General features: G+C 57.3%; 15 protein-coding genes, 1 tRNA gene and 1 pseudogene. 7 read left to right on the top strand and 10 right to left on the bottom strand.

Annotated elements, in window-relative coordinates; genetic code table 11:
- Positions 1-9: 9 nt before the first annotated feature.
- From OKX01_RS02820 to OKX01_RS02805, 4 genes are all read right to left on the bottom strand, one after another.
- Positions 10-86 (bottom strand) — tRNA-Gln (locus tag OKX01_RS02820).
- A 5-nt stretch (positions 87-91) separates the two neighbouring features.
- Entirely contained in the window at positions 92-1,030 is a 939-nt protein-coding gene (gene ispE / locus OKX01_RS02815) for a 4-(cytidine 5'-diphospho)-2-C-methyl-D-erythritol kinase (RefSeq protein ID WP_094195610.1), read from the bottom strand.
- A gap of 20 nt (positions 1,031-1,050) precedes the next feature.
- On the bottom strand, positions 1,051-1,647 hold the full coding sequence (locus tag OKX01_RS02810; protein ID WP_264672422.1) for an outer membrane lipoprotein LolB: 597 nt from the start codon (positions 1,645-1,647) through the stop codon (positions 1,051-1,053).
- Positions 1,644-3,389, bottom strand: coding sequence for a tetratricopeptide repeat protein (locus tag OKX01_RS02805; protein ID WP_264672421.1), 1,746 nt, complete (start codon positions 3,387-3,389; stop codon positions 1,644-1,646). Before OKX01_RS02805 ends, OKX01_RS02810 begins: the two co-directional genes overlap by 4 nt.
- 122 nt (positions 3,390-3,511) lie before the next feature.
- Here OKX01_RS02805 and mutM point away from each other — a divergent pair, with 122 nt between their 5' ends.
- The 6 genes from mutM (at position 3,512) to fahA (ending at position 9,997) form a co-directional block, all read left to right on the top strand.
- On the top strand, positions 3,512-4,339 hold the full coding sequence (mutM, locus tag OKX01_RS02800; protein ID WP_264672420.1) for a bifunctional DNA-formamidopyrimidine glycosylase/DNA-(apurinic or apyrimidinic site) lyase: 828 nt from the start codon (positions 3,512-3,514) through the stop codon (positions 4,337-4,339).
- A gap of 164 nt (positions 4,340-4,503) precedes the next feature.
- On the top strand, positions 4,504-5,460 hold the full coding sequence (locus OKX01_RS02795; RefSeq protein WP_094195606.1) for an MBL fold metallo-hydrolase: 957 nt from the start codon (positions 4,504-4,506) through the stop codon (positions 5,458-5,460).
- Between the two features lie 24 nt (positions 5,461-5,484).
- Positions 5,485-7,158 (top strand): FAD-dependent oxidoreductase, encoded by a 1,674-nt coding sequence (locus OKX01_RS02790; protein ID WP_094195605.1) that lies wholly within the window; start codon positions 5,485-5,487, stop codon positions 7,156-7,158.
- Positions 7,146-7,355, top strand: a complete 210-nt coding sequence (locus OKX01_RS02785) for a DUF2783 domain-containing protein (protein ID WP_009461092.1) — start codon at positions 7,146-7,148, stop codon at positions 7,353-7,355. The genes OKX01_RS02790 and OKX01_RS02785 overlap by 13 nt, the downstream gene beginning before the upstream one ends.
- A gap of 15 nt (positions 7,356-7,370) precedes the next feature.
- Positions 7,371-8,675 (top strand): homogentisate 1,2-dioxygenase, encoded by a 1,305-nt coding sequence (hmgA, locus tag OKX01_RS02780; protein WP_094195604.1) that lies wholly within the window; start codon positions 7,371-7,373, stop codon positions 8,673-8,675.
- Positions 8,672-9,997 carry a fumarylacetoacetase gene (gene fahA / locus OKX01_RS02775; protein ID WP_264672419.1) on the top strand — a complete coding sequence of 442 codons (1,326 nt, stop codon included), beginning with the start codon at positions 8,672-8,674 and terminating at the stop codon, positions 9,995-9,997. Before hmgA ends, fahA begins: the two co-directional genes overlap by 4 nt.
- Before the next feature lie 172 nt (positions 9,998-10,169).
- Here fahA and OKX01_RS02770 read toward each other — a convergent pair whose 3' ends face one another.
- Together OKX01_RS02770 and OKX01_RS02765 are read right to left on the bottom strand one after the other, a co-directional pair.
- Positions 10,170-10,856, bottom strand: coding sequence for a phosphatase PAP2 family protein (locus tag OKX01_RS02770; RefSeq protein WP_108728125.1), 687 nt, complete (start codon positions 10,854-10,856; stop codon positions 10,170-10,172).
- A gap of 21 nt (positions 10,857-10,877) precedes the next feature.
- Positions 10,878-12,293, bottom strand: coding sequence for an FAD-binding oxidoreductase (locus OKX01_RS02765; protein ID WP_108728126.1), 1,416 nt, complete (start codon positions 12,291-12,293; stop codon positions 10,878-10,880).
- Between the two features lie 129 nt (positions 12,294-12,422).
- On the opposite strand from OKX01_RS02765, the gene OKX01_RS02760 reads away from it, so the two are divergent.
- Entirely contained in the window at positions 12,423-13,811 is a 1,389-nt protein-coding gene (locus OKX01_RS02760; RefSeq protein WP_264672418.1) for a phosphomannomutase/phosphoglucomutase, read from the top strand.
- A gap of 171 nt (positions 13,812-13,982) precedes the next feature.
- Here OKX01_RS02760 and OKX01_RS18870 read toward each other — a convergent pair whose 3' ends face one another.
- From OKX01_RS18870 to OKX01_RS02745, 4 genes and pseudogenes are all read right to left on the bottom strand, one after another.
- On the bottom strand, positions 13,983-15,098 hold the full coding sequence (locus OKX01_RS18870) for a glycosyltransferase family 4 protein (RefSeq protein ID WP_319802202.1): 1,116 nt from the start codon (positions 15,096-15,098) through the stop codon (positions 13,983-13,985).
- 207 nt (positions 15,099-15,305) lie between these two features.
- A pseudogene (locus OKX01_RS18865) lies at positions 15,306-16,376 on the bottom strand (glycosyltransferase); the annotation flags it as partial.
- Entirely contained in the window at positions 16,373-17,500 is a 1,128-nt protein-coding gene (locus tag OKX01_RS02750; protein ID WP_094195598.1) for a glycosyltransferase family 4 protein, read from the bottom strand. The gene OKX01_RS02750 and the pseudogene OKX01_RS18865, both read right to left, overlap by 4 nt.
- 63 nt (positions 17,501-17,563) lie before the next feature.
- Entirely contained in the window at positions 17,564-18,673 is a 1,110-nt protein-coding gene (locus OKX01_RS02745; RefSeq protein WP_108728761.1) for a glycosyltransferase family 4 protein, read from the bottom strand.
- Positions 18,674-18,706: the final 33 nt, after the last annotated feature.

Genomic DNA, 18,706 nt, shown 5'->3' with positions numbered 1-18,706 from the left:
CCTGAAAGGTGGCTGGGGAAGAAGGATTCGAACCTTCGCATGCTGGAATCAAAATCCAGTGCCTTAACCAGCTTGGCGATTCCCCAAATGCTTACTTAATCCAGTAGCGTAGCGGATGATCTTGCAATCCTGAACAAACCCAAGTTTGTTCGACCAGCAATTTACCACCACTTGTTTCTGCGCTACCAGAAAAATCTATTTTACTGCTATTTCGATCAATTTCAACCTGACCGATCTTGGCGCTTTGCTTGTCTCTGCATTCAACAAACAAACAAGAACCTGAGCCCGTCATTCTAGCATTCAATTTTAAACTTTGCAAACCCTGCTTTAAATTTTTTAAATCAGGGTAAAGACTGAATGCCACTGACTCCAGATTATTTCTACCAAAATAAGGATTATTATCCTTGGCTTGCCAGAATTTTTCTTGCCAATCAGTAAAGAACGTCATTGTGATGGGTTTTTCATCACGTGTCAAGCATTCGGAGCTAAATATTTTCCCCGTGGATATAAATTGCGGTGGACGGATAATGATGTAATCCCGGGGCGGCATCTGAATGGCTTGCAGTTGCTCGCCCACCCCTTGCGCAAAAGCAGCCTGTCCAAAGACAAAAACCGGCACATCAGCACCCAGGGGCAAACCAATATCCATCAAGGCCTGACGGCTCAGGCCCAGGTTCCATAAACGGTTCAAGGCAATCAAGGTCGTGGCCGCATCGCTGGAGCCACCGCCCATCCCTGCTCCTGAAGGAATGTTCTTGATACAAGAGATGTCTACGCCTTGCCGGGTGCCTGTCGCTTGTTGCAGGGCGCGAGCGGCTTTGATCACCAGATCCTGTTCAGGCTCTACATCACTCAAGGTGCTGTGTGTCCGATGGATCTGCCCGTCGCTGCGTGGCACAAAGCTTAGGTAATCATTCAGATCGACGAAACGAAAGGCGGTTTGCAAAAAGTGATAGCCGTCTTCACGACGCCCGGTAACGTGCAAAAACAGATTGATCTTGGCCGGAGCCGGGACGTTGTAGAGCGCCATTACACAAACCTGCTCGGGCTTTACTGATCCACAACCAAACGCACGCTGATGGAGCGGTTGGCTTCGTGTCGATTCAATTGCAGCAAACGCGGGCCTTGTTCGTCGTAACGCGACAGCGTCACACGCCAGCCGGACTGCTCGAAACTGCTCAGCTTTTGTTGATCGTCTCTACGCTCGCTTTGAACAGGGGCACTGCCCGTGCGGCCATGCAGCCAGTCACGCAAGCCTGCCACAGGAACGGGACTGCCCAAGACCTGTTCAACCAGGGCATCGGGATGGGAGGCAACTTCCTGACTGCCATCCGTGCGCTCCAGCAGGGCCTGACCTGGCAACACCCAGACACGCGCCAAGGTATTACCCAAAGGATTGCTCAGGTCCAACATCAGCTTGCGACCATCATCGCGCCAGGAAAAGCCCCCCTGCACAGCCTCCACCTGGGAACTGGAGTGAGTCACGCTCAGCGCAAAGCGACCGGAACGAGACAAAGCGCTTGCCGCTTGGGACGCATCTGCAGCATTGCCAACATCGGGTTTGGGCGGTGTCGCACATGCGCTTAGCAAGGCAAACAGGACCAAGGCCCCTGCCCAGCTCCAGACTCGCTGTTTCAAGATACTCACGGCAGCGGTACTCCCAGACGCTTAATGGTTTCTTTCAACGTTCGGTTTTCGGGGTCCTTGCTCAGAGCAGCCCGAAATACCAGCATGGCATCATCACGACGGCCTTTTACCCACAGCACTTCACCCAGATGGGCGGCAACGTCAGCTTCAGGCAGGCGTTCGTAGGAGCGCTGCAAATACTCCAGTGCCGCTTGCAGATCACCCATACGGAACAGGTACCAACCTACGCTATCCAGAATATAGGGATTGTCCGGCTCCAGCTCCATCGCGCGTTCCAGCAAGTCCTGAGCCTCGTCCATGCGACGATTCTGATCCGCATAGGTGTAGCCCAAGGCGTTATACGCATTGGCATGGTCCGGGCGCAGTTCAATGACACGACGCATCAAGGCTTCAAACTTGTCGTGCTTGGCACGCTGCTCGTACAGCATGGCCAGGTTGTATTTGATCTCAGCGCTATCGGGCAACTCACGATCGGCGCGCTCCAGCACTTCCAGCGCCTGATCGGTACGACCGCTCTCTTGGTAAATAGAGGAATACGTCAAAGCCACGACGACCTGTTCACTCATATCGCGTGGACGAGAGTTTTCCAAGGTAAGACGTGCTTGCGGCAGATTCCCTTGGCGGGCTTGCAGGACGGCTTTATGAATCTGGGCCTGAAAACGCAGCGCCGGTTCTTCTATCAAATCCAATTGACGAATCGCCTCGTTCATATCGCCTTGGGCTTCGGCGATTTGCACCAACGACAAACGCGCTTCGGAAATACTGGCCAAGGCGGTGTTAACGGCATCGTTCAAGGACTGGCGTCGCTGCTGCTGAACCGCAATATATTGCTCCAGCAATTTACGGGCTTGATCATACTCTTTGGCACGAATATGAATTTCAGCCTGGGTATACAACAGATCAAAATCTTCGGGATTGGCACGCTGCAAGGCCCCCACAATAGCCTGGGCTTCGCCAAACTGCTGGCGCTCAACCAGACGGTTGGCCAGCAATAGTTGCAGCTTGCGACTGTCCGGGTTGTCTCGCACAAAAACGCGGGCACTTTGCAAAGCAGCCGAAGGATCAACTTTGATACCGTATTCCAGCACGCGCTGCGCGGCCGCTTCAGAATGTGGGTCCAGTTTCAGGGCTTCACGCGCTTCACGTTCCGCACGGTTCACATCACCGGCACTCCAGGCGGTGTCTGCCAAAGCCAGACGAGCGATAGGCAAGGAACGTACGGGCTGCTGCAAGGCCTTGTCCAGCACTTCCAGCGCTAGACGACGATCCACCATTTTGCTGACCATGCTCATGGCCTGCACCACGGCTTGCTCTTTATCCTGGGCACGGGAGATACGCAGCCACAAGGCATCGGCCAAACCTTCAGTCTGACCGCTGGAAGCTTCCAGCGCCAGGGCCGTCGCTTTGGCTTCGGGATCGTTGGGGGCCAGCAAGGCCCATTCTTTGGCCGCACGCAGCGCACGGCCTAAATCACGATCGGCCATGGCGTACTGAAAGGCACTTTGAGCCAGGCGCGGATCGCTGGTATCTCTTGCCAAAGCAAGAAACGTCTGGCTGGCAATATCATATTCACCGCGCGTCGCGGCGATCTCAGCAACCAAAATGCGATACAGAATATCCGGGGTCAAACCGACCAGGGGCAATTGCCCACTACGCAAACGGATGGTGTCTGCTGGCGGCTCCGCCTTGAGGATGGGAAGAGAGGTTTGTGCTTGCGCCGAAACCGCTGCAAGCAACGACATCAGGCCCAGCTTTAGTGCTAAGGTCAGAGCATTCATCCAGAAAAACCCGTGCCCTGATACGCGCGAGAAAACGCCCGATGGCACAATAAAGGAATCAGATTTGTTGATGGTATCACCCCCCCATGCCTGAACTGCCAGAAGTTGAAACAACTCGTCGCGGAATTGCGACGCTTATCCAGGGAAAAAATGTCCGACAATTCCTGGTTCACGAGCCTCGTCTGCGCTGGCCCGTGCCTGCCTGTTTACCGCAATGGATTGAAGGCCAGGCCGTCAACAATTGCACGCGTCGAGGCAAATACTTGTTGTTGCATTTTGAACAAGGCGTCCAGATCATCCATTTAGGCATGTCCGGCTCCTTGCGTCGTGTGGATCAGAACGAAGAACGCCGCAAACATGATCATGCGGAATGGATTTTTGATCAGGCCCGCTTCCTGCTGCACGACCCACGACGGTTTGGTGCGATATTATGGCACGCCCATAGGGACGGCCCTCTGGAAAACCACCCTTTACTACGTACTTTAGGGATCGAACCGTTTGATCCCTTGTTCACCCCGCAATACCTGCACCGCTACTTGCAAGGACGACGCATCGCCATCAAGCAAGCTCTACTGGGCGGCAAGATTGTGGTGGGGGTAGGCAATATTTATGCGTCCGAGTCCCTGTTCCTGGCCGGTATTCACCCCGAGCTGCCTGCCGGTGAGGTCTCCTTGCATCGCTGCGAAAAACTGCATTCGGCCATCTTGAGCACCTTGCAATCTGCCCTGGACTCAGGCGGCAGCACCTTGCGCGATTACGTCAACGCCAGTGGCGAACCGGGTGCCTACTTCGATATTCACGCCAATGTGTATGAGCGTGTGGGCAAACCCTGCAATCGCTGCCAACAGCCTATCAAACGGATAGTCCAAGGCCAACGCGCAACGTATTACTGCTCTCGCTGCCAGCGCCGCTAAGCCTCCTCTCCCCCCTCTCTAAAACACCTGATGCCCAATAAGGCAGGCAGGCGCTCGTCTGCCTGTTTCCCATTAAGCCTGCCCTATTCAGGTATTCACCTATATCTAACTGATTCACCATAAACTAATCTGACGCCATCCCTATCGACTGTGGAGTCATTTTCATGAGCAAGTCCTTCGCCTCGCATAACGACCTGGAAGACAAAGTCGTTGCCTTTGAAAAACTGTCCGACAACGCCTACGCCTACACGGCTGAGGGTGATCCGAATACGGGCATCATCATCGGTGACGAGGCCATTATGGTGATCGACACCCAGGCCACGCCTGTCATGGCTGAAGACGTGATTCGCCGCATCCGTGAAGTCAGCGACAAGCCCATCAAGTATGTCTTGCTGTCGCACTACCACGCCGTACGTGTGTTGGGCGCCTCGGCCTACGACGCCCAGGAAATCCTGGCCAGCCGCGACACCTACGACTTGATTGTGGAGCGCGGCGAGCAAGACAAGGCCAGCGAAATTGGCCGCTTCCCCCGCTTGTTCCGCAATGCCGAGTCCATTCCCCCCGGCCTGACCTGGCCCACCATGACCTTTGAAGGTCACATGACGGTAGACCTGGGCAATCTGGAAGTACACCTGATGCAAGTGGGCCGTGGCCACACCAAGGGCGACACCATTGCCTGGCTGCCCAAGCAGAAAATCCTGTTCGCCGGTGACCTGGTTGAATACCAATCCACCCCTTACGCCGGCGACTGCTACTTCCGCGAATGGCCCCGCACACTGGATCGCCTGGGCGAGTTCAACGCTGAACAAATGGTGCCAGGCCGTGGCCCGGCACTGAAAAATGCCACCGAGGTGCGTCAGGCTCTGGCCGGCACGCGCGCATTTTTGACAGACCTGTACGCCAGCGTGCAGCAAGGCGCAGCAGCCGGTAAAGATCTAAAGACCATTTACCGCGAAACCTACGATTTCATGAAGCCTCGCTACGCAGACTGGGTCATTTTTGATCACTGCATGCCCTTTGACGTGTCCCGTGCCTACGACGAAGTCAACGGTCACGAAGACCCACGCATCTGGACTGCCGAGCGCGATCTGGAAATGTGGAAACAGCTCGAAGGTCAGTAAGACGCAAGGCCAGGGAGAAAGAAAATGGGAGACATTAATTACCAGACCCTGGAGCTGACGCAAGCGCCCCCACCGGCTACCCATGCCCGCCACCCGGTGGTGGTGGTGGGTGCTGGCCCGGTGGGGCTGACCATGGCTCTGGATCTGGCGGCCAAAGGCCACCAGGTCGTGATTCTGGACGACGACACCAGTCTGTCCAAGGGATCACGGGCCATTTGCTTTGCCAAACGCACTCTGGATATCTGGGACCGATTGGGCGTGGGCTCACGCATGATGGACAAAGGCGTGTCCTGGAATGTGGGCAAGGTTTTTTTCCGCAACCAGGAAGTCTGGAGCTTTAATCTGCGGCCCGAAGAAGGCCACCAGCGCCCTGCCTTTATCAATTTGCAGCAGTACTACTGCGAAGGCTATCTATACGAGGCCGTCTGCGCCCAGCCCCTGATCGAGCTGCGTTCCGGCCATAAAGTGCTGAACGTGGTGAACCAGGCAGAAGGCGTGCATCTGGACGTAGAAACCCAGCAAGGCAATTACACCCTGGAAGCAGAATGGCTACTGGCCTGCGACGGCTCGCGCTCGGCCATTCGCCGTGCCTTGGGTGAAAGCAGCAGCGGACGCGTGTTCAAGGACCGTTTCCTGATTGCAGATGTGCGCATGCAGGCCGACTTCCCCGCTGAACGCTGGTTCTGGTTTGACCCGCCTTTCCATCCCAATCAATCTGTTCTGCTGCACAGCCAGCCGGACAATGTCTGGCGCATCGACTTCCAATTGGGCTGGGATGCCGACCCGGTTGAGGCCGTCAAACCCGAAAACGTGCTGCCCCGCATTCGCGCTCTCCTGGGGGCCGACGCTCCCTTTGAGCTGGAATGGGTCAGCATTTACACCTTTGCCTGCGAGCGCATGGAACGCTTCCGCCATGGCCGTATTCTGTTTGCCGGGGACTCGGCCCACCGTGTCTCGCCTTTTGGTGCACGCGGCGCCAATAGCGGTATCCAGGACGCCGACAATCTAGCCTGGAAGCTGAATCTGGTTCTGAATGCCCAGGCTCCCGACAGCCTGCTGGACAGCTATAGCCATGAACGTGAACTGGCCGCGGACGAGAACATCCGCCACTCCAGCCGTTCAACCGATTTCATTACTCCTAAAAGCGAAGTCAGCCGCCTGTTCCGTGATGCGGCCCTGATCCTGGCACGTCGCCACGCCTTTGCCCGTGTACTGGTCAATAGCGGCCGCCTGTCTTTGCCCAGCGCCTATCCGGACAGCCCCTTGAATACGGCTGACACACACGAGTTTTCTGCAAGTGCCACCGCGCTAGGCGCCTGCGTGCCCGATGCACCTGTTCAAAAGAACGGTCAGGACGACTGGTGGCTCGCTCAATTAGGAGCCGGTTTCACCCTGCTGGAGTTTGGCGAAGGCCAGGTCAAACAACCTGAAGCAATCGAGGAACTGGTCGCCCAAGGGCTGTTGACCCGCCTGCGCGTCTGGCCCGCAGGCACTAGCGCAGCCCTGGCCCAAGGCGGCATCATCGACAGCCAGGATATGCTGCGCCAGCGTTACGACGCTCAGCCCGGTTCCTGCTATCTGATCCGCCCTGATCAACACCTGTGCGCCCGCTGGCGTCATCTGGACGGGCAAGCTGTCCAGACTGCCATACACAAAGCCTGTGGCCATTTCCTGGAGAGTGCTTCATGTCTACACTGAATACCGATACCCCCCTGGAACGGGCTGACGATTTCTACCAAATGTTGATCGATGCCCACCAAGGCCTGAGCACGGCACAAAGTCATGCCATGAATGCCGCTTTGGTACTTTTGCTGTGCAATCATGTCGGCTCGCTGGATGTGATCAAGCAAGCCTTGGATGCCGCCCGCCAGACCTGCCTGGAGCAGGCTGCCTGAATCTGGAGACCCCTAATGAGCTCGTTGAACTATCAGATTGGTTTTGGTAACGCTTTTGCCACCGAGGCGCTGCCCGGTGCGCTGCCCATTGGACGCAATTCGCCCCAAAAGTGTCCGTATGGCTTGTATGCCGAGCAGTTGTCCGGCACAGCCTTTACCGCGCCGCGTGCCGACAACCGCCGCTCCTGGCTGTACCGCATTCGCCCCAGCGCCAAGCAAGGGGCATTTACGGCCTTTGAAGGCGCTCCTTATTGGAATGAAGACTTCGGACAAGGCCCGGCCAACCCCAACCGTTTGCGCTGGAACCCGCTGAATCTACCCGGCAAGCCAACCGATTTTCTGGCCGGCGTCCATACCTGGGCAGGCAATGGCAGCAGTGATTCGCAAAGCGGCATTGCCATCCATCTGTACGCCATCAACCAGTCCATGGGACGGCGCGTGTTCTATAACGCCGACGCCGAAATGATGTTCGTGCCTGAGCAGGGTCGCCTGCGTCTGGTCAGCGAACTGGGCATCATGGAAATCGAGCCTTGCGAGATTGCCGTCATGCCGCGTGGCGTACGCTTCAAGGTCGAGTTGCTGGACGACGTGGCACGCGGTTATCTGCTGGAAAACTTCGGTGCTCCCCTGCGTTTACCTGAACTGGGCCCGATCGGCTCTAACGGCCTGGCCAATGCCCGTGACTTCAAGACACCCGTGGCCTGGTATGAGGACGTGAACGAGCCTCATGAGCTGGTCACCAAATTCACAGGCGGCTTCTGGGTTGCCCAACTGACGCACTCACCGTTGGATGTGGTGGCCTGGCATGGCACGCACGCCCCCTACAAATACGATTTACGCGACTTTAACGTGATCGGCTCGATCAGCTATGATCACCCCGACCCGTGCATTTTCAGCGTACTGACCTCGCCCTCCGACACCCCCGGCACGGCCAACCTGGACTTCGCCATTTTCCCGCCACGCATTCTGGCCATGGAAAACACCTTCCGCCCACCGTGGTTCCACCGTAACTTCGCCAGCGAATTCATGGGACTGATACACGGTGTGTACGATGCCAAGGCCGACGGCTTTGCACCGGGCGGCTCCAGCCTGCACAATTGCATGAGCCCGCATGGCCCCGACGCCAACACCTTTGACAAGGCCAGCTCTGCGGACCTGAGCAAGGCGGACTATCTGCGCGGTACCATGGCCTTTATGTTCGAGACACGCAAAGTTATCCGCCCCTCGCCACAGGCCTTGCAAAGCGGCAGTCTGCAAGCCAATTACGATGCCGTCTGGGACGGACTGGAAAAACACTTCTCTACGGAACAAAAGGCATGACCCGACCTTATCTGAATGACACTCACGACCCCAAGCTGCAAAGCTGGGTGCCCGGCGCGAACGAGGCCGATAACGGTTTCCCCATCCAGAACCTGCCCTTTGCCGTGGCCCGTCGCCGTGACAGTCAGGAGGACTTTCGCGTCATGGTGGCCATTGGCCCTTACGCGCTGGACCTGGGGCTGTTGGCCAGCGATACTCCCTGGCACGGCCAAGCCGCCGACGCCTTGGCCGCTTGCGTCAAACCTGCACTCAATGAGCTGATGGCCTTGGGCCAGGAATACTGGAGCGCGCTACGTGCGGCCTTGTCGCATGACCTGCGCCAGGGTGCTTCGGCCGAGTCGCGCCTGCGCCCCATGCTGATCGAGCGCAGCAAGCTGGAATACGCCCTGCCCGCCCAAATTGGCGACTACACCGATTTCTACATTTCCGTGCACCACGCAACGGCGATAGGAAAACAGTTCCGCCCCGATGCGCCCTTGCTGCCCAACTACAAGTGGGTCCCGATTGGCTACCACGGTCGCGCCTCCAGCATCGGCGTATCCGGCCAGCAGTTCCCACGTCCTGTCGGCCAGACCCGCCCACCCGAGGGGCAGGAGCAGCCCAACTTTGGTCCTTGCCAACGCCTGGACTTCGAGCTGGAAATGGGCATTCTGATTGGCAAAGGCAACGAAGCGGGTCACCGTATCCCTATCGCTCAGGCAGACGAGCACGTTTTTGGTCTGTGCCTGTTCAATGACTGGTCGGCCCGCGATCTGCAGGCTTGGGAATACCAACCTTTGGGCCCTTTCCTGGCCAAGAACTTTGCCTCGACGATCTCCCCTTGGGTGGTGACGCTGGAAGCCCTGGCTCCCTTCCGTCGCCCATTCAACCGCCCCGAGTCCGATCCTCAGCCTCTGCCCTATTTGCAGGATCAGGCCAACCAAGAAAGTGGCGTTCTGGACGTGGAACTGGAGGTGTACCTGAGCACCGAGCAGTCTCGTCAGCAAAAGAAAGATCCGGCCTTACTCTCGCGCAGCAACTTCAAGGAAGCCTATTGGACCGTGGCCCAACTGGTCGCCCACCACAGCGTCAACGGCTGCAATCTGCAAACCGGCGACCTGCTGGGTACCGGCACCTTGTCCGGCCCAGCCAAAGGTCAGGAAGGCTCTTTACTGGAGATTAACCAGGGCGGTAAAAACCCCATTGATCTGCCTTGGGGCGAACAACGCAAGTTCCTGGAAGATCAGGACGAGATCATCTTGAAGGGCCAGTGCCGTCAAGAGGGCTACCCGACCCTGTCTTTCGGTGAGTGCGCCGGACGCGTATTGCCTGCCATACCTTAAGCACAGGCGGTCCATGCCTGCCAAGGTCTGATTGGCAAGAGACGCTTGCTTGTGAACGACACCCCGAAGCCCGCATCTGGCTTCGGGGTGTTTTTACGTACCAGCTCTCAAAAACAGGACTCGTTAAAATGACAAAGGGGACTTGACGTCCCCTTTTGCAGATTAAAAACCACTAAGCAGGCAATTGCTTGCGTCTGGCCCAAGACCACAGGATATAAAACAGCCCACAGCCGTACAACCCTAAAACAGCACCGGAGGCCAGCACTTGGCTAATGAAATGGTAGCCCTGCATAATGCGCAAAAAACCAAACAGCAAACCTGCGCTGATACCCAGCACAAAGCCCCCGATGGCCAACTTGCGGCACCCTATCATGAGGCCTACAAAAAACAGGGACAAGAGCACAAAGCCAGATGCGGCATGGGCACTGGGCAAGGCATTGCCCGCCTGCGCCCAAGAGTGCGCCCAAAAATAGTCAGGCATGGATTCTGTACCACCAAACATGGCCAAATTAAAGGGACGCGGCATAGCGGTCAGATGTTTCAGCACACCCACTAACAAGGGGCCACTGCCCATGAAGAAAGCCGCCCCCGCCCAAGCCAATTGGCGGCACGAGCCCTTGGGCTGGCGCCAAGCCACCATCGTCCATATGACTGCACCGCCAAAAGGGACGAACCACACCAGTCTGCGCCCGAACAAATCCACAAAAGGCTGCAGACGCCAGGAGAAGTCCTGGACTTGCGAATCATAGAAATAGGCGCTGAGTGACAGATCCGTTGCCGAACCCATCGTCACTGCCGCGACGATTCCCAAAACCGTAAACAAGACGGCACTGGCAACGATATAAGGACGAAAAAACATCTACACACCAAGTAACTTCGGTCAGTCGGGCAATACCTTACCGGGGTTCATGATTCCCAAAGGATCCAGCGCCGTCTTGATTTGCTTCATCAAGGCCAGGGAAACGGGATCTTTATAACGTGGCAGCAGTTGGCGCTTGAGTTGACCCACACCATGCTCGGCACTGATCGAACCATTGAAGCGGTGCACGCTGTCATGTACCAGGGCGTAAATCTCGTCCTGGCGCTTTAACAGCTCTTGTTCCGTGAAAGCCGTCCCACGCGCCACGTTGTAGTGCAAGTTGCCGTCGCCCAAATGCCCGAACGTTACGTTTTCCAGACCGGGGAAGGCTTCCTGCAAGGCCTTGTCCGTCTCATGCACAAATTGGGACATCACAGACACGGGAAGGGAAACATCATGCTTGATGCTTTTGCCATAGGTTTTTTCAGCCAGCGGAATGCTTTCACGCAAGTGCCAGAGCGCTTTGCTTTGTGCAATGGTCTCGGCAATGACGGCGTCTTGCACCAAGTCTTGCTCCAGGGCCTGACCGATCACGCTTTCAAAGCGCTCGCGGGCATGCTCCAGGCTCTCGCTGTCGGACAGCTCCAGCAAGGCATACCAGGCCGCTTTTTCTGCCGGGCCCTGGAAAGGCATGCGTTGATCAGGGTAGCAATGCAGCACGGCTTGCAGGCAATTGCCTGCAATCAGCTCAAAGCCGGTCAAGGAAGCGGCCAGACCCTGACGGGCCAGCGCCAACACTTGTATGGCATCTTCAATGGTGTTCAGCGCCAGCAAGGCGGTACATGCCGCTACTGGCTGGGGATAGAGCTTGATGGTGGCGGCGGTGATGATGCCCAGGGTACCTTCGCTACCAATGAACAGGTTGCGCAGGTCGTAGCCGGTATTGTCTTTACGCAAGCCAAGCAGACCATGCAGGATCTCGCCCTGGGCCGTCACGACCTCCAGCCCCAAAGTCAGGTCACGAGCATTACCGTAACGCAGAACCTGTGTACCACCCGCATTGGTGGCCAGATTGCCACCAATGGTGCAACTGCCTTCTGCGGCCAGACTTAAGGGAAACAGGCGCTGATGGTCGCGAGCAGCTTGCTGCACGTTTTGCAAAATGCAGCCTGCTTCCACCACCATGGTGTCGTTTTCCGTATCCACACTGCGAATCTTGTTCAAGCGCTCCAAAGACAGCACTAGTGCTGTCGCGCTATTGTCCGGCGTCGCCCCCCCACACAAGCCGGTATTGCCGCCTTGAGGGACGATGGGCACACGATGCTCGGCGCATAGACGCACGACCTGGGCCACTTCTTGCGTCGTTGCAGGCCGGGCCACCGCCAAAGCAGTACCGATATAGCGTCCACGCCAATCTTCCAGGTACTGCTGCATGGATTGTCCCGTCAGCACGTGCTGCTGACCAATACGCTGTTCAAGTTCGTTCAGAAAAGTCATGACCCAAGCCACTCAAGAAAAACAATCAGGCGCTCTTGCTGTCGCGCTACAGCTCTTAATGGTAACTCACGAAAGCCGGGGACATTCGCGCTAAACTGCTTTCTTTGTTTATCCCCTTCAGGACGCGACGTGACCCAACTTCCTGCCCTACCGACTGCCGTATTCAAAGCCTACGATATTCGAGGCACGGTCCCCGAACAACTGAATCCTGACTTTGCCTACCAGCTCGGCCTGGCGTTGGCCGCCTCTGCCCGCGAGCAAGCCGTCCAAACCTTAGTCGTGGGCTATGACGGCCGTCACAGCAGCCCGGCCTTGTCTCAAGCCCTGCAAAAAGGCATTCAGGCCGGTGGGGTCAATACCGTAGATCTGGGCATGGTTCCTACTCCCGTCGTCTATTTTGCGGCCAATGTGCTGGAAACCGGCTCGGGCGTGGCCATCACGGGCAGCCATAATCCGTCCAACTACAACGGCTTCAAGATGATGATGGCTGGCAAAACCTTGCACGGCCAGGACATCCAGAGCCTGATGAAGCGCATGCAAGCCGGTATTGAACCAGCGGCTCAGGCAGGCACGGGCGAGAAAAAGGACTTGCTGGGCCAGTATGTCAACACGATCGCTGAACGTGTCAAACTGGCCCGTCCCATGAAAATTGCCCTGGACTGCGGCAACGGCGTGGGTGGCGTTGTGGCCGCCCGCCTGTTCAAAGCTCTGGGCTGCGACGTGGATATGCTGTTTGAAGAGGTCGATGGCAGCTTCCCCAACCACCACCCTGACCCGGCCGAGCCGCACAATCTGCAAGACCTGATCGCCCATGTTCAAAACACGGACTGCGAAGTGGGCCTGGCCTTTGACGGCGATGCCGACCGCCTGGGTGTGGTGACACGCTCCGGTCAGATCATCTGGCCCGACCGTCAATTGATTCTGTACGCACGCGACATTTTGCAGCGTGAACCCGGCTCCACCATTATTTTTGATGTGAAATGCAGCCGCCACGTTGCCCTGGAAATTGCCAAGGCCGGTGGTGAACCTTTGATGTGGCAAACCGGCCATTCGCTGATCAAGGCCAAACTGGCCGAGACAGGCGCTCCTTTAGCTGGCGAGATGAGCGGCCACGTGTTCTTCAAGGAAGGCTGGTACGGCTTTGATGATGGCCTGTATACCGGCGCACGCCTTCTAGCGATTCTTTCACGCGGCGACAACCCGACGGCAGAGCTGGAAGCCTTGCCACAAGACCTGTCTACACCGGAACTGAAGCTGCCTCTGGCCGAGGGCGAGCCGCATGCCTTGATTGCCCGCCTGCAAAAAGAAGGCCGTTTCCCCAGTTCCAATCAACTCAATACGATTGATGGTGTACGTGCCGAGTACCCGGATGGCTTCGGCCTGGCTCGTGCCTCCAACACCACACCGGTCATTGTGCTGCGCTTTGAAGCGCAGTCCCAAGAGGCGCTGGATCGAATTCAGGGTGAATTCCGCGCGGCACTGCTGGCCTTGAAGCCGGATGCTGCTTTGCCTTTCTAAGCTTGCTGCCCCCCAAGGGGGCACTTTTTACCAGGGGCGACTAGCCTTGGCGCGACCCGGCGGTAAGAAAAGAACTGAACTGTCTCTGAAACCGTGGATTCAACCCCAAGTCACAGCAAACAGTTCAGCCCGTTTTTTATGCCTTGGCCCAGGACCAAGGCAGTCCAAGTCTTAACGACTCAAGTACTGATACAGATTCAGATGAGCCGCACTGATGCGGTCAATATCAAAAGCCTCTTGCGCCAGGCGGCGGCTTTCCGCCCCCATGGCTTGTCGCTTGGCCGTATCCTCGCCCAGTTCCATCACGGCTGCCGCCAAGGCCTGTGCATTACGCACTGGTACCAGCACACCCGTTACTCCAGGCTCAATGGCATCCCGACAACCGGGCACATCAGTCGTCACCACCGCCCGCCCGCAAGCCGCAGCTTCTACCAAGGATTTAGGCAAACCTTCACGATAGGACGGCAGCACGGCAATGTGCGATTGAGCGTACAACTGCGCAATATCGCTACGTTCACCCAGGCACTGCACCACACCCTGCTTTTGCCAGCTCTGCCACTCCTGCTCGCTGATACTGGCGGGGTTGCCGGGATCCGGGCTGCCCGCCAATACCCATTTCACCGGGCTGCCTTGAGCAGCACTGATACGTGCTGCTTCAACGAACTCTCGAACCCCTTTGTCCACCAATAGGCGCGACACCATCAAAGCGACGGGGGGGCCTTCTGGCTCTGGCACCGCCTGAAACTCGTTCAGATCTACGCCGGAACCACGAATCAGGACACACTGATCGCGTTTGACCACACGATCCTCCAGCAAGACATCACGGTCATTGCTGTTCTGGAAAATCACTCGGCTATTGGGATGTCCCAGAGCAATGCGATAAAGCTGCAGAGCAATCCAGCGCACGGGATCAAATGATTTGTCGCGCTTGGTAAATACATAACCCAAGCCAGATACGGCAGCCAGAAAACCCGGCACACCGGCCAGTCGCGCAGCAATACCGCCGTACAAAACAGGTTTGATGGTGACCGCGTGTACCAGTTCGGGGCGCTCCCGACGAAACAGACGCCACAAGGCCCAGATGGTTTGCAATTCTTGCAAGGGATTGGTTCCGCTACGCGTCATGGGCAAAGCATGGTGGTGCAAGCCGTGACGCTCGATCTGGGCGACTGCCGGGCCATCCATGGTGGCCACATGCACGTCATAGCCTTCACGCTGCGCGGCTTGCGCCAAAGGCAAACGGTGTGACAGGAAAAAAGCGGGATTATTGACCACGAACATCAGCATGCGTGTTTTCTTGCTGGAATCGTCCGTCAACACATTCAAGGCTTGCCGACTACGCTTGCGTTTGGGCGGATACTGCGCTGTCAGTGTCTTCCAGGCCTGTGTGTAGTTCTTGACCATGCCTTCCAGAGAAAACAGACGGGCAACCCGTTCACGGGCATGCTCATGGCGAGCCTGCCAGGAAGGCGCACCCAGCTCATCAACCGCACTATTGATGGCACCAGCCAAGGCTTCGGCATTACTGGGAGGCACAATCCAGCCCTCATTGCCCACGATCAAGGCAGCATCGCCCACATCGGTAACGACATTGGACACACCGGCAGCCATGGCTTCACATACCACGTTCGGAAAGCCCTCCGCCGAGCTTGACAGTACATGCACGTCCAGCGCATTCATCAAGCGGGGTACGTCGGTGCGTCGCCCCATCAAGATGACGCTCTCGCGAAGTTGATGCTGATCCAGCAAGCGCATCAAGGTGTCGTTATCGCTGTCCATACCGTCACCAATCAGCAGGCAACGCAAGCCAGGATGACGATGCAGACTACGGGCTAAAGCGGCCAGCAAATTAGGATGGTCTTTCAGTGGATTCCAGCGGGCCACACTACCGATAACAGGCGTATCCAGTGACAACCCCAATTCATCACGTACTTCCTCGCGTGCTTGCTGATCGGGGTGCCAACGGCTCAGGTCGTAGCCATTGGGGATTACCTTCATGATGTCGGCGCGATAACCCCATTGCTTATGGCGTCGGGCAGCGTTTTCTGCGCAGGACACAATCAGGTTAGGGATAAAGCGTGACAAACGGGCACACAACCAGGCCACCATACGGGCCTTCGGGCTGCCTTGATACAGATTCGCGCCGGAGTTGCGAATACCCCAGGACACTGCGGGAATGCCAACCAGTCGGGCGGCGGCGCCACCAATCAGGTCGGAGTGATACATCCAGGTCTGCACCACATCGGGCTGCACCTCACGCAACACGCGTGTCAAGGATCGCAAGCCCTTCAAAAAGCCCAGCGGCGAGTGCATATGCAGGCAGTACAAAGGAATGTCAGCAGCACGCAATTGCGGTCCAAAAACATCCTCCTCGCCCAGAGAAATCACAATATGTTCGGTATCTTGGCCAGGGGCCGTCACCAGACGGAACAAGACCGTCTCTGCCCCGCCCTGCCCCAGTCCCGCAATAATGTGCACGACACGCAAAGGCGGCGTTGTTTTCTCCAGCGCGCCATCCACGGCGTTTGTTTCCTGATTCAACGACCTTGGCTGCAATGCACTCATGCTTTGGCTCCTTCTTCTATACCGCCACGGGCGGCCTGAAAGACCTGGTCCCAGTTACGCAAAACCTGCTCTAGTTCATAACGCTGGCGCACCGCTGCAGCGGCACGTCGGCCCAATACACCCCGAAACACGCCATCACCCATCAATTCGGCCAGGGCAGCGGTCAAGGCGCCTTCGTCCCCTACCGGAACCAACAAGGCGTCTTTGCCATCGGAGCTGATCTCGCGCGGGCCGCTGGGGCAATCAACCGTCACGGTGGGCAAACCCATCGCCATGGCCTCCAGCAGCACGTTCGGGAAACCTTCCACTTCCGAAGTCATAACAAAAGCGTGGGAGCGCGCCATTTCCTGCCAGGGCTGGGCCGTTTTTCCAGCCAACTCGATACGGTCAGCAGCACCGGACATGGCAATCTGCTGCACCAATTGGGCCCGCTGCGGACCATCGCCCCAGATTTTCAATTTCCATTCCGGGTACTCGGCAGCCAGTCCTGCAAACACGCGGATCAAAACATCAAAGCGCTTGGAAGGCACCAGACGCCCCATCGCCATCAAGGTGCAGTGTCGGTTCTCTTCTACCCGTACCTCGCGTTGCACGGCATCCAAAGCCTGCGGCAAAGGGTTGGGCACGACCATGACCTGTTTCATGCCCGGCACCATGGCCTGAAACGCCGCGACACTGGCTCGGGTCTGAACGGTGACCACCTGAGCCTTGGGATACAGACGACGGCGCAGACTTTGCAACAGCTTGCCCGCACTGCTGCTAAAGGCCGGGTTGGTACGCTCGCCCACCACAATAGGGACGCCCATGCCGCCCAGTCCCAGCAAAACATTGATATTCACATTGGTCAGAAACGACACGATGACATCGGGCTGTTTTTCACGCACCAACTTGCGCATGGCGCGCAGCTTGGTCAAAGGTTTAGGCAGCCAACTGCCACGCATGCGGTGGGCCAACCACACCAGCTCCACCTTGGAGTCGATAGGGTAAAAGGCACTGCCCCCACCGCTGTAGGTCGGCACCAGGGTGACCTGATCGCCTCGCAGCCCCCAGGCATTGGCCAAGGTAGAAGCGACACGCTCGGCACCGCCTGCGTTCAGGGAGCTGACGAAAAACAGAATATTCACTGGGCCTCCATGGGCTCATCGACCGGGTAGTTTGAGCCTGCTGGCACTAAGAAAAGCGCCATTTTAAGGCCGACGCCAACACTGTTCCAACACTTGCTGCCACAGCGCCAGAACGCGGGCCGAGGAAAAGCGGTCGCGCACATCTATGGCACGACGCGCCAACCTCTGGCGTTTGTCCTCGTTGGACATCAGATCGGATAAATGGGCGGCCAGCGCTTCCACATCTTCGACCGGACGTACCAAGACACCGTCGATATTGGCGCGAATGATCTCACGCGGGCCGGTGTCGCAATCAAAGGCTACCGCCGTCAAACCACTGGCCATCGCTTCCAACAAACTGTTGGACAAGCCTTCCATTCGGGAACTGAGCACATACAGATCAGACTGCTCGTACCAGTCCGCCATATTGCCGACCCGACCGGGCAGCGCAATCCGCTCTTGCAGCTCCAGCTCTTCAATACGTGCTTCCAAAGGAGCGCGCTGCTCGCCTTCGCCCAGAATCACCAAATCCCAATCGGGGAAATAGTTGGACAGCATGGCAAACGATTCAATCAGGGTGTCAAACCCCTTGACCGGGTGCAGTCGCCCTACGGCCAATAAGCGTTTACGCCCTTTTGGCAGCTCGGGCACGGGCACAACAGGTTCGGTGCTGTCCATAGGCCAACGCACGGCATTGGGGATCACCTGCACCTGACTGCCGGGCACATGCTCGCGCAGCCAGTCTGCCGTACCGGCAGTCAGGGCAATCACCGCATGGGCTTGAGGATAAGTACGCAAACGGGCCTTTTGCCAGAAAGAGGACATGGACTGGGAGGGAGGATGTGTATGCTCGGTCGCAATCACCTTGCAGGGCAAGCCTTTGGCGGCAGAAATGGCCAGAACCGAGGAGGTTGTCATCATACCCAGCACCACATCGGGCTTGGTTTTGCGTATCAGCGAGCGTACTCGGCGTACTCGGCGCCAGTTCTTCCACAAGGCATCCAGACGCCCACGACTGCTACCTGCCGTCCCGAGCACATGGCGCTCCACGCCTTCTGCCACGGTATACGCATCTTTATCACGGCCAGCCTGAGTCACCAAAGACACTCGATAGCCACGCGCCACCCAGGCTGCGCTTAAATCGACGGCAACACGTTCTGCCCCGCCTCCACCCAAAGAGTGGATAAGCAGCATGATATGAGGGCGAACGACCGAATGACTACTGTG

Origin of the sequence: Alcaligenes sp. SMD-FA (assembly GCF_025960365.1) — a bacterium.
Lineage (GTDB): Bacteria > Pseudomonadota > Gammaproteobacteria > Burkholderiales > Burkholderiaceae_B > Alcaligenes > Alcaligenes aquatilis.
Note: the sequence above shows the minus strand (reverse complement) of the source record. Positions and strands in the feature narration are given on the sequence as shown.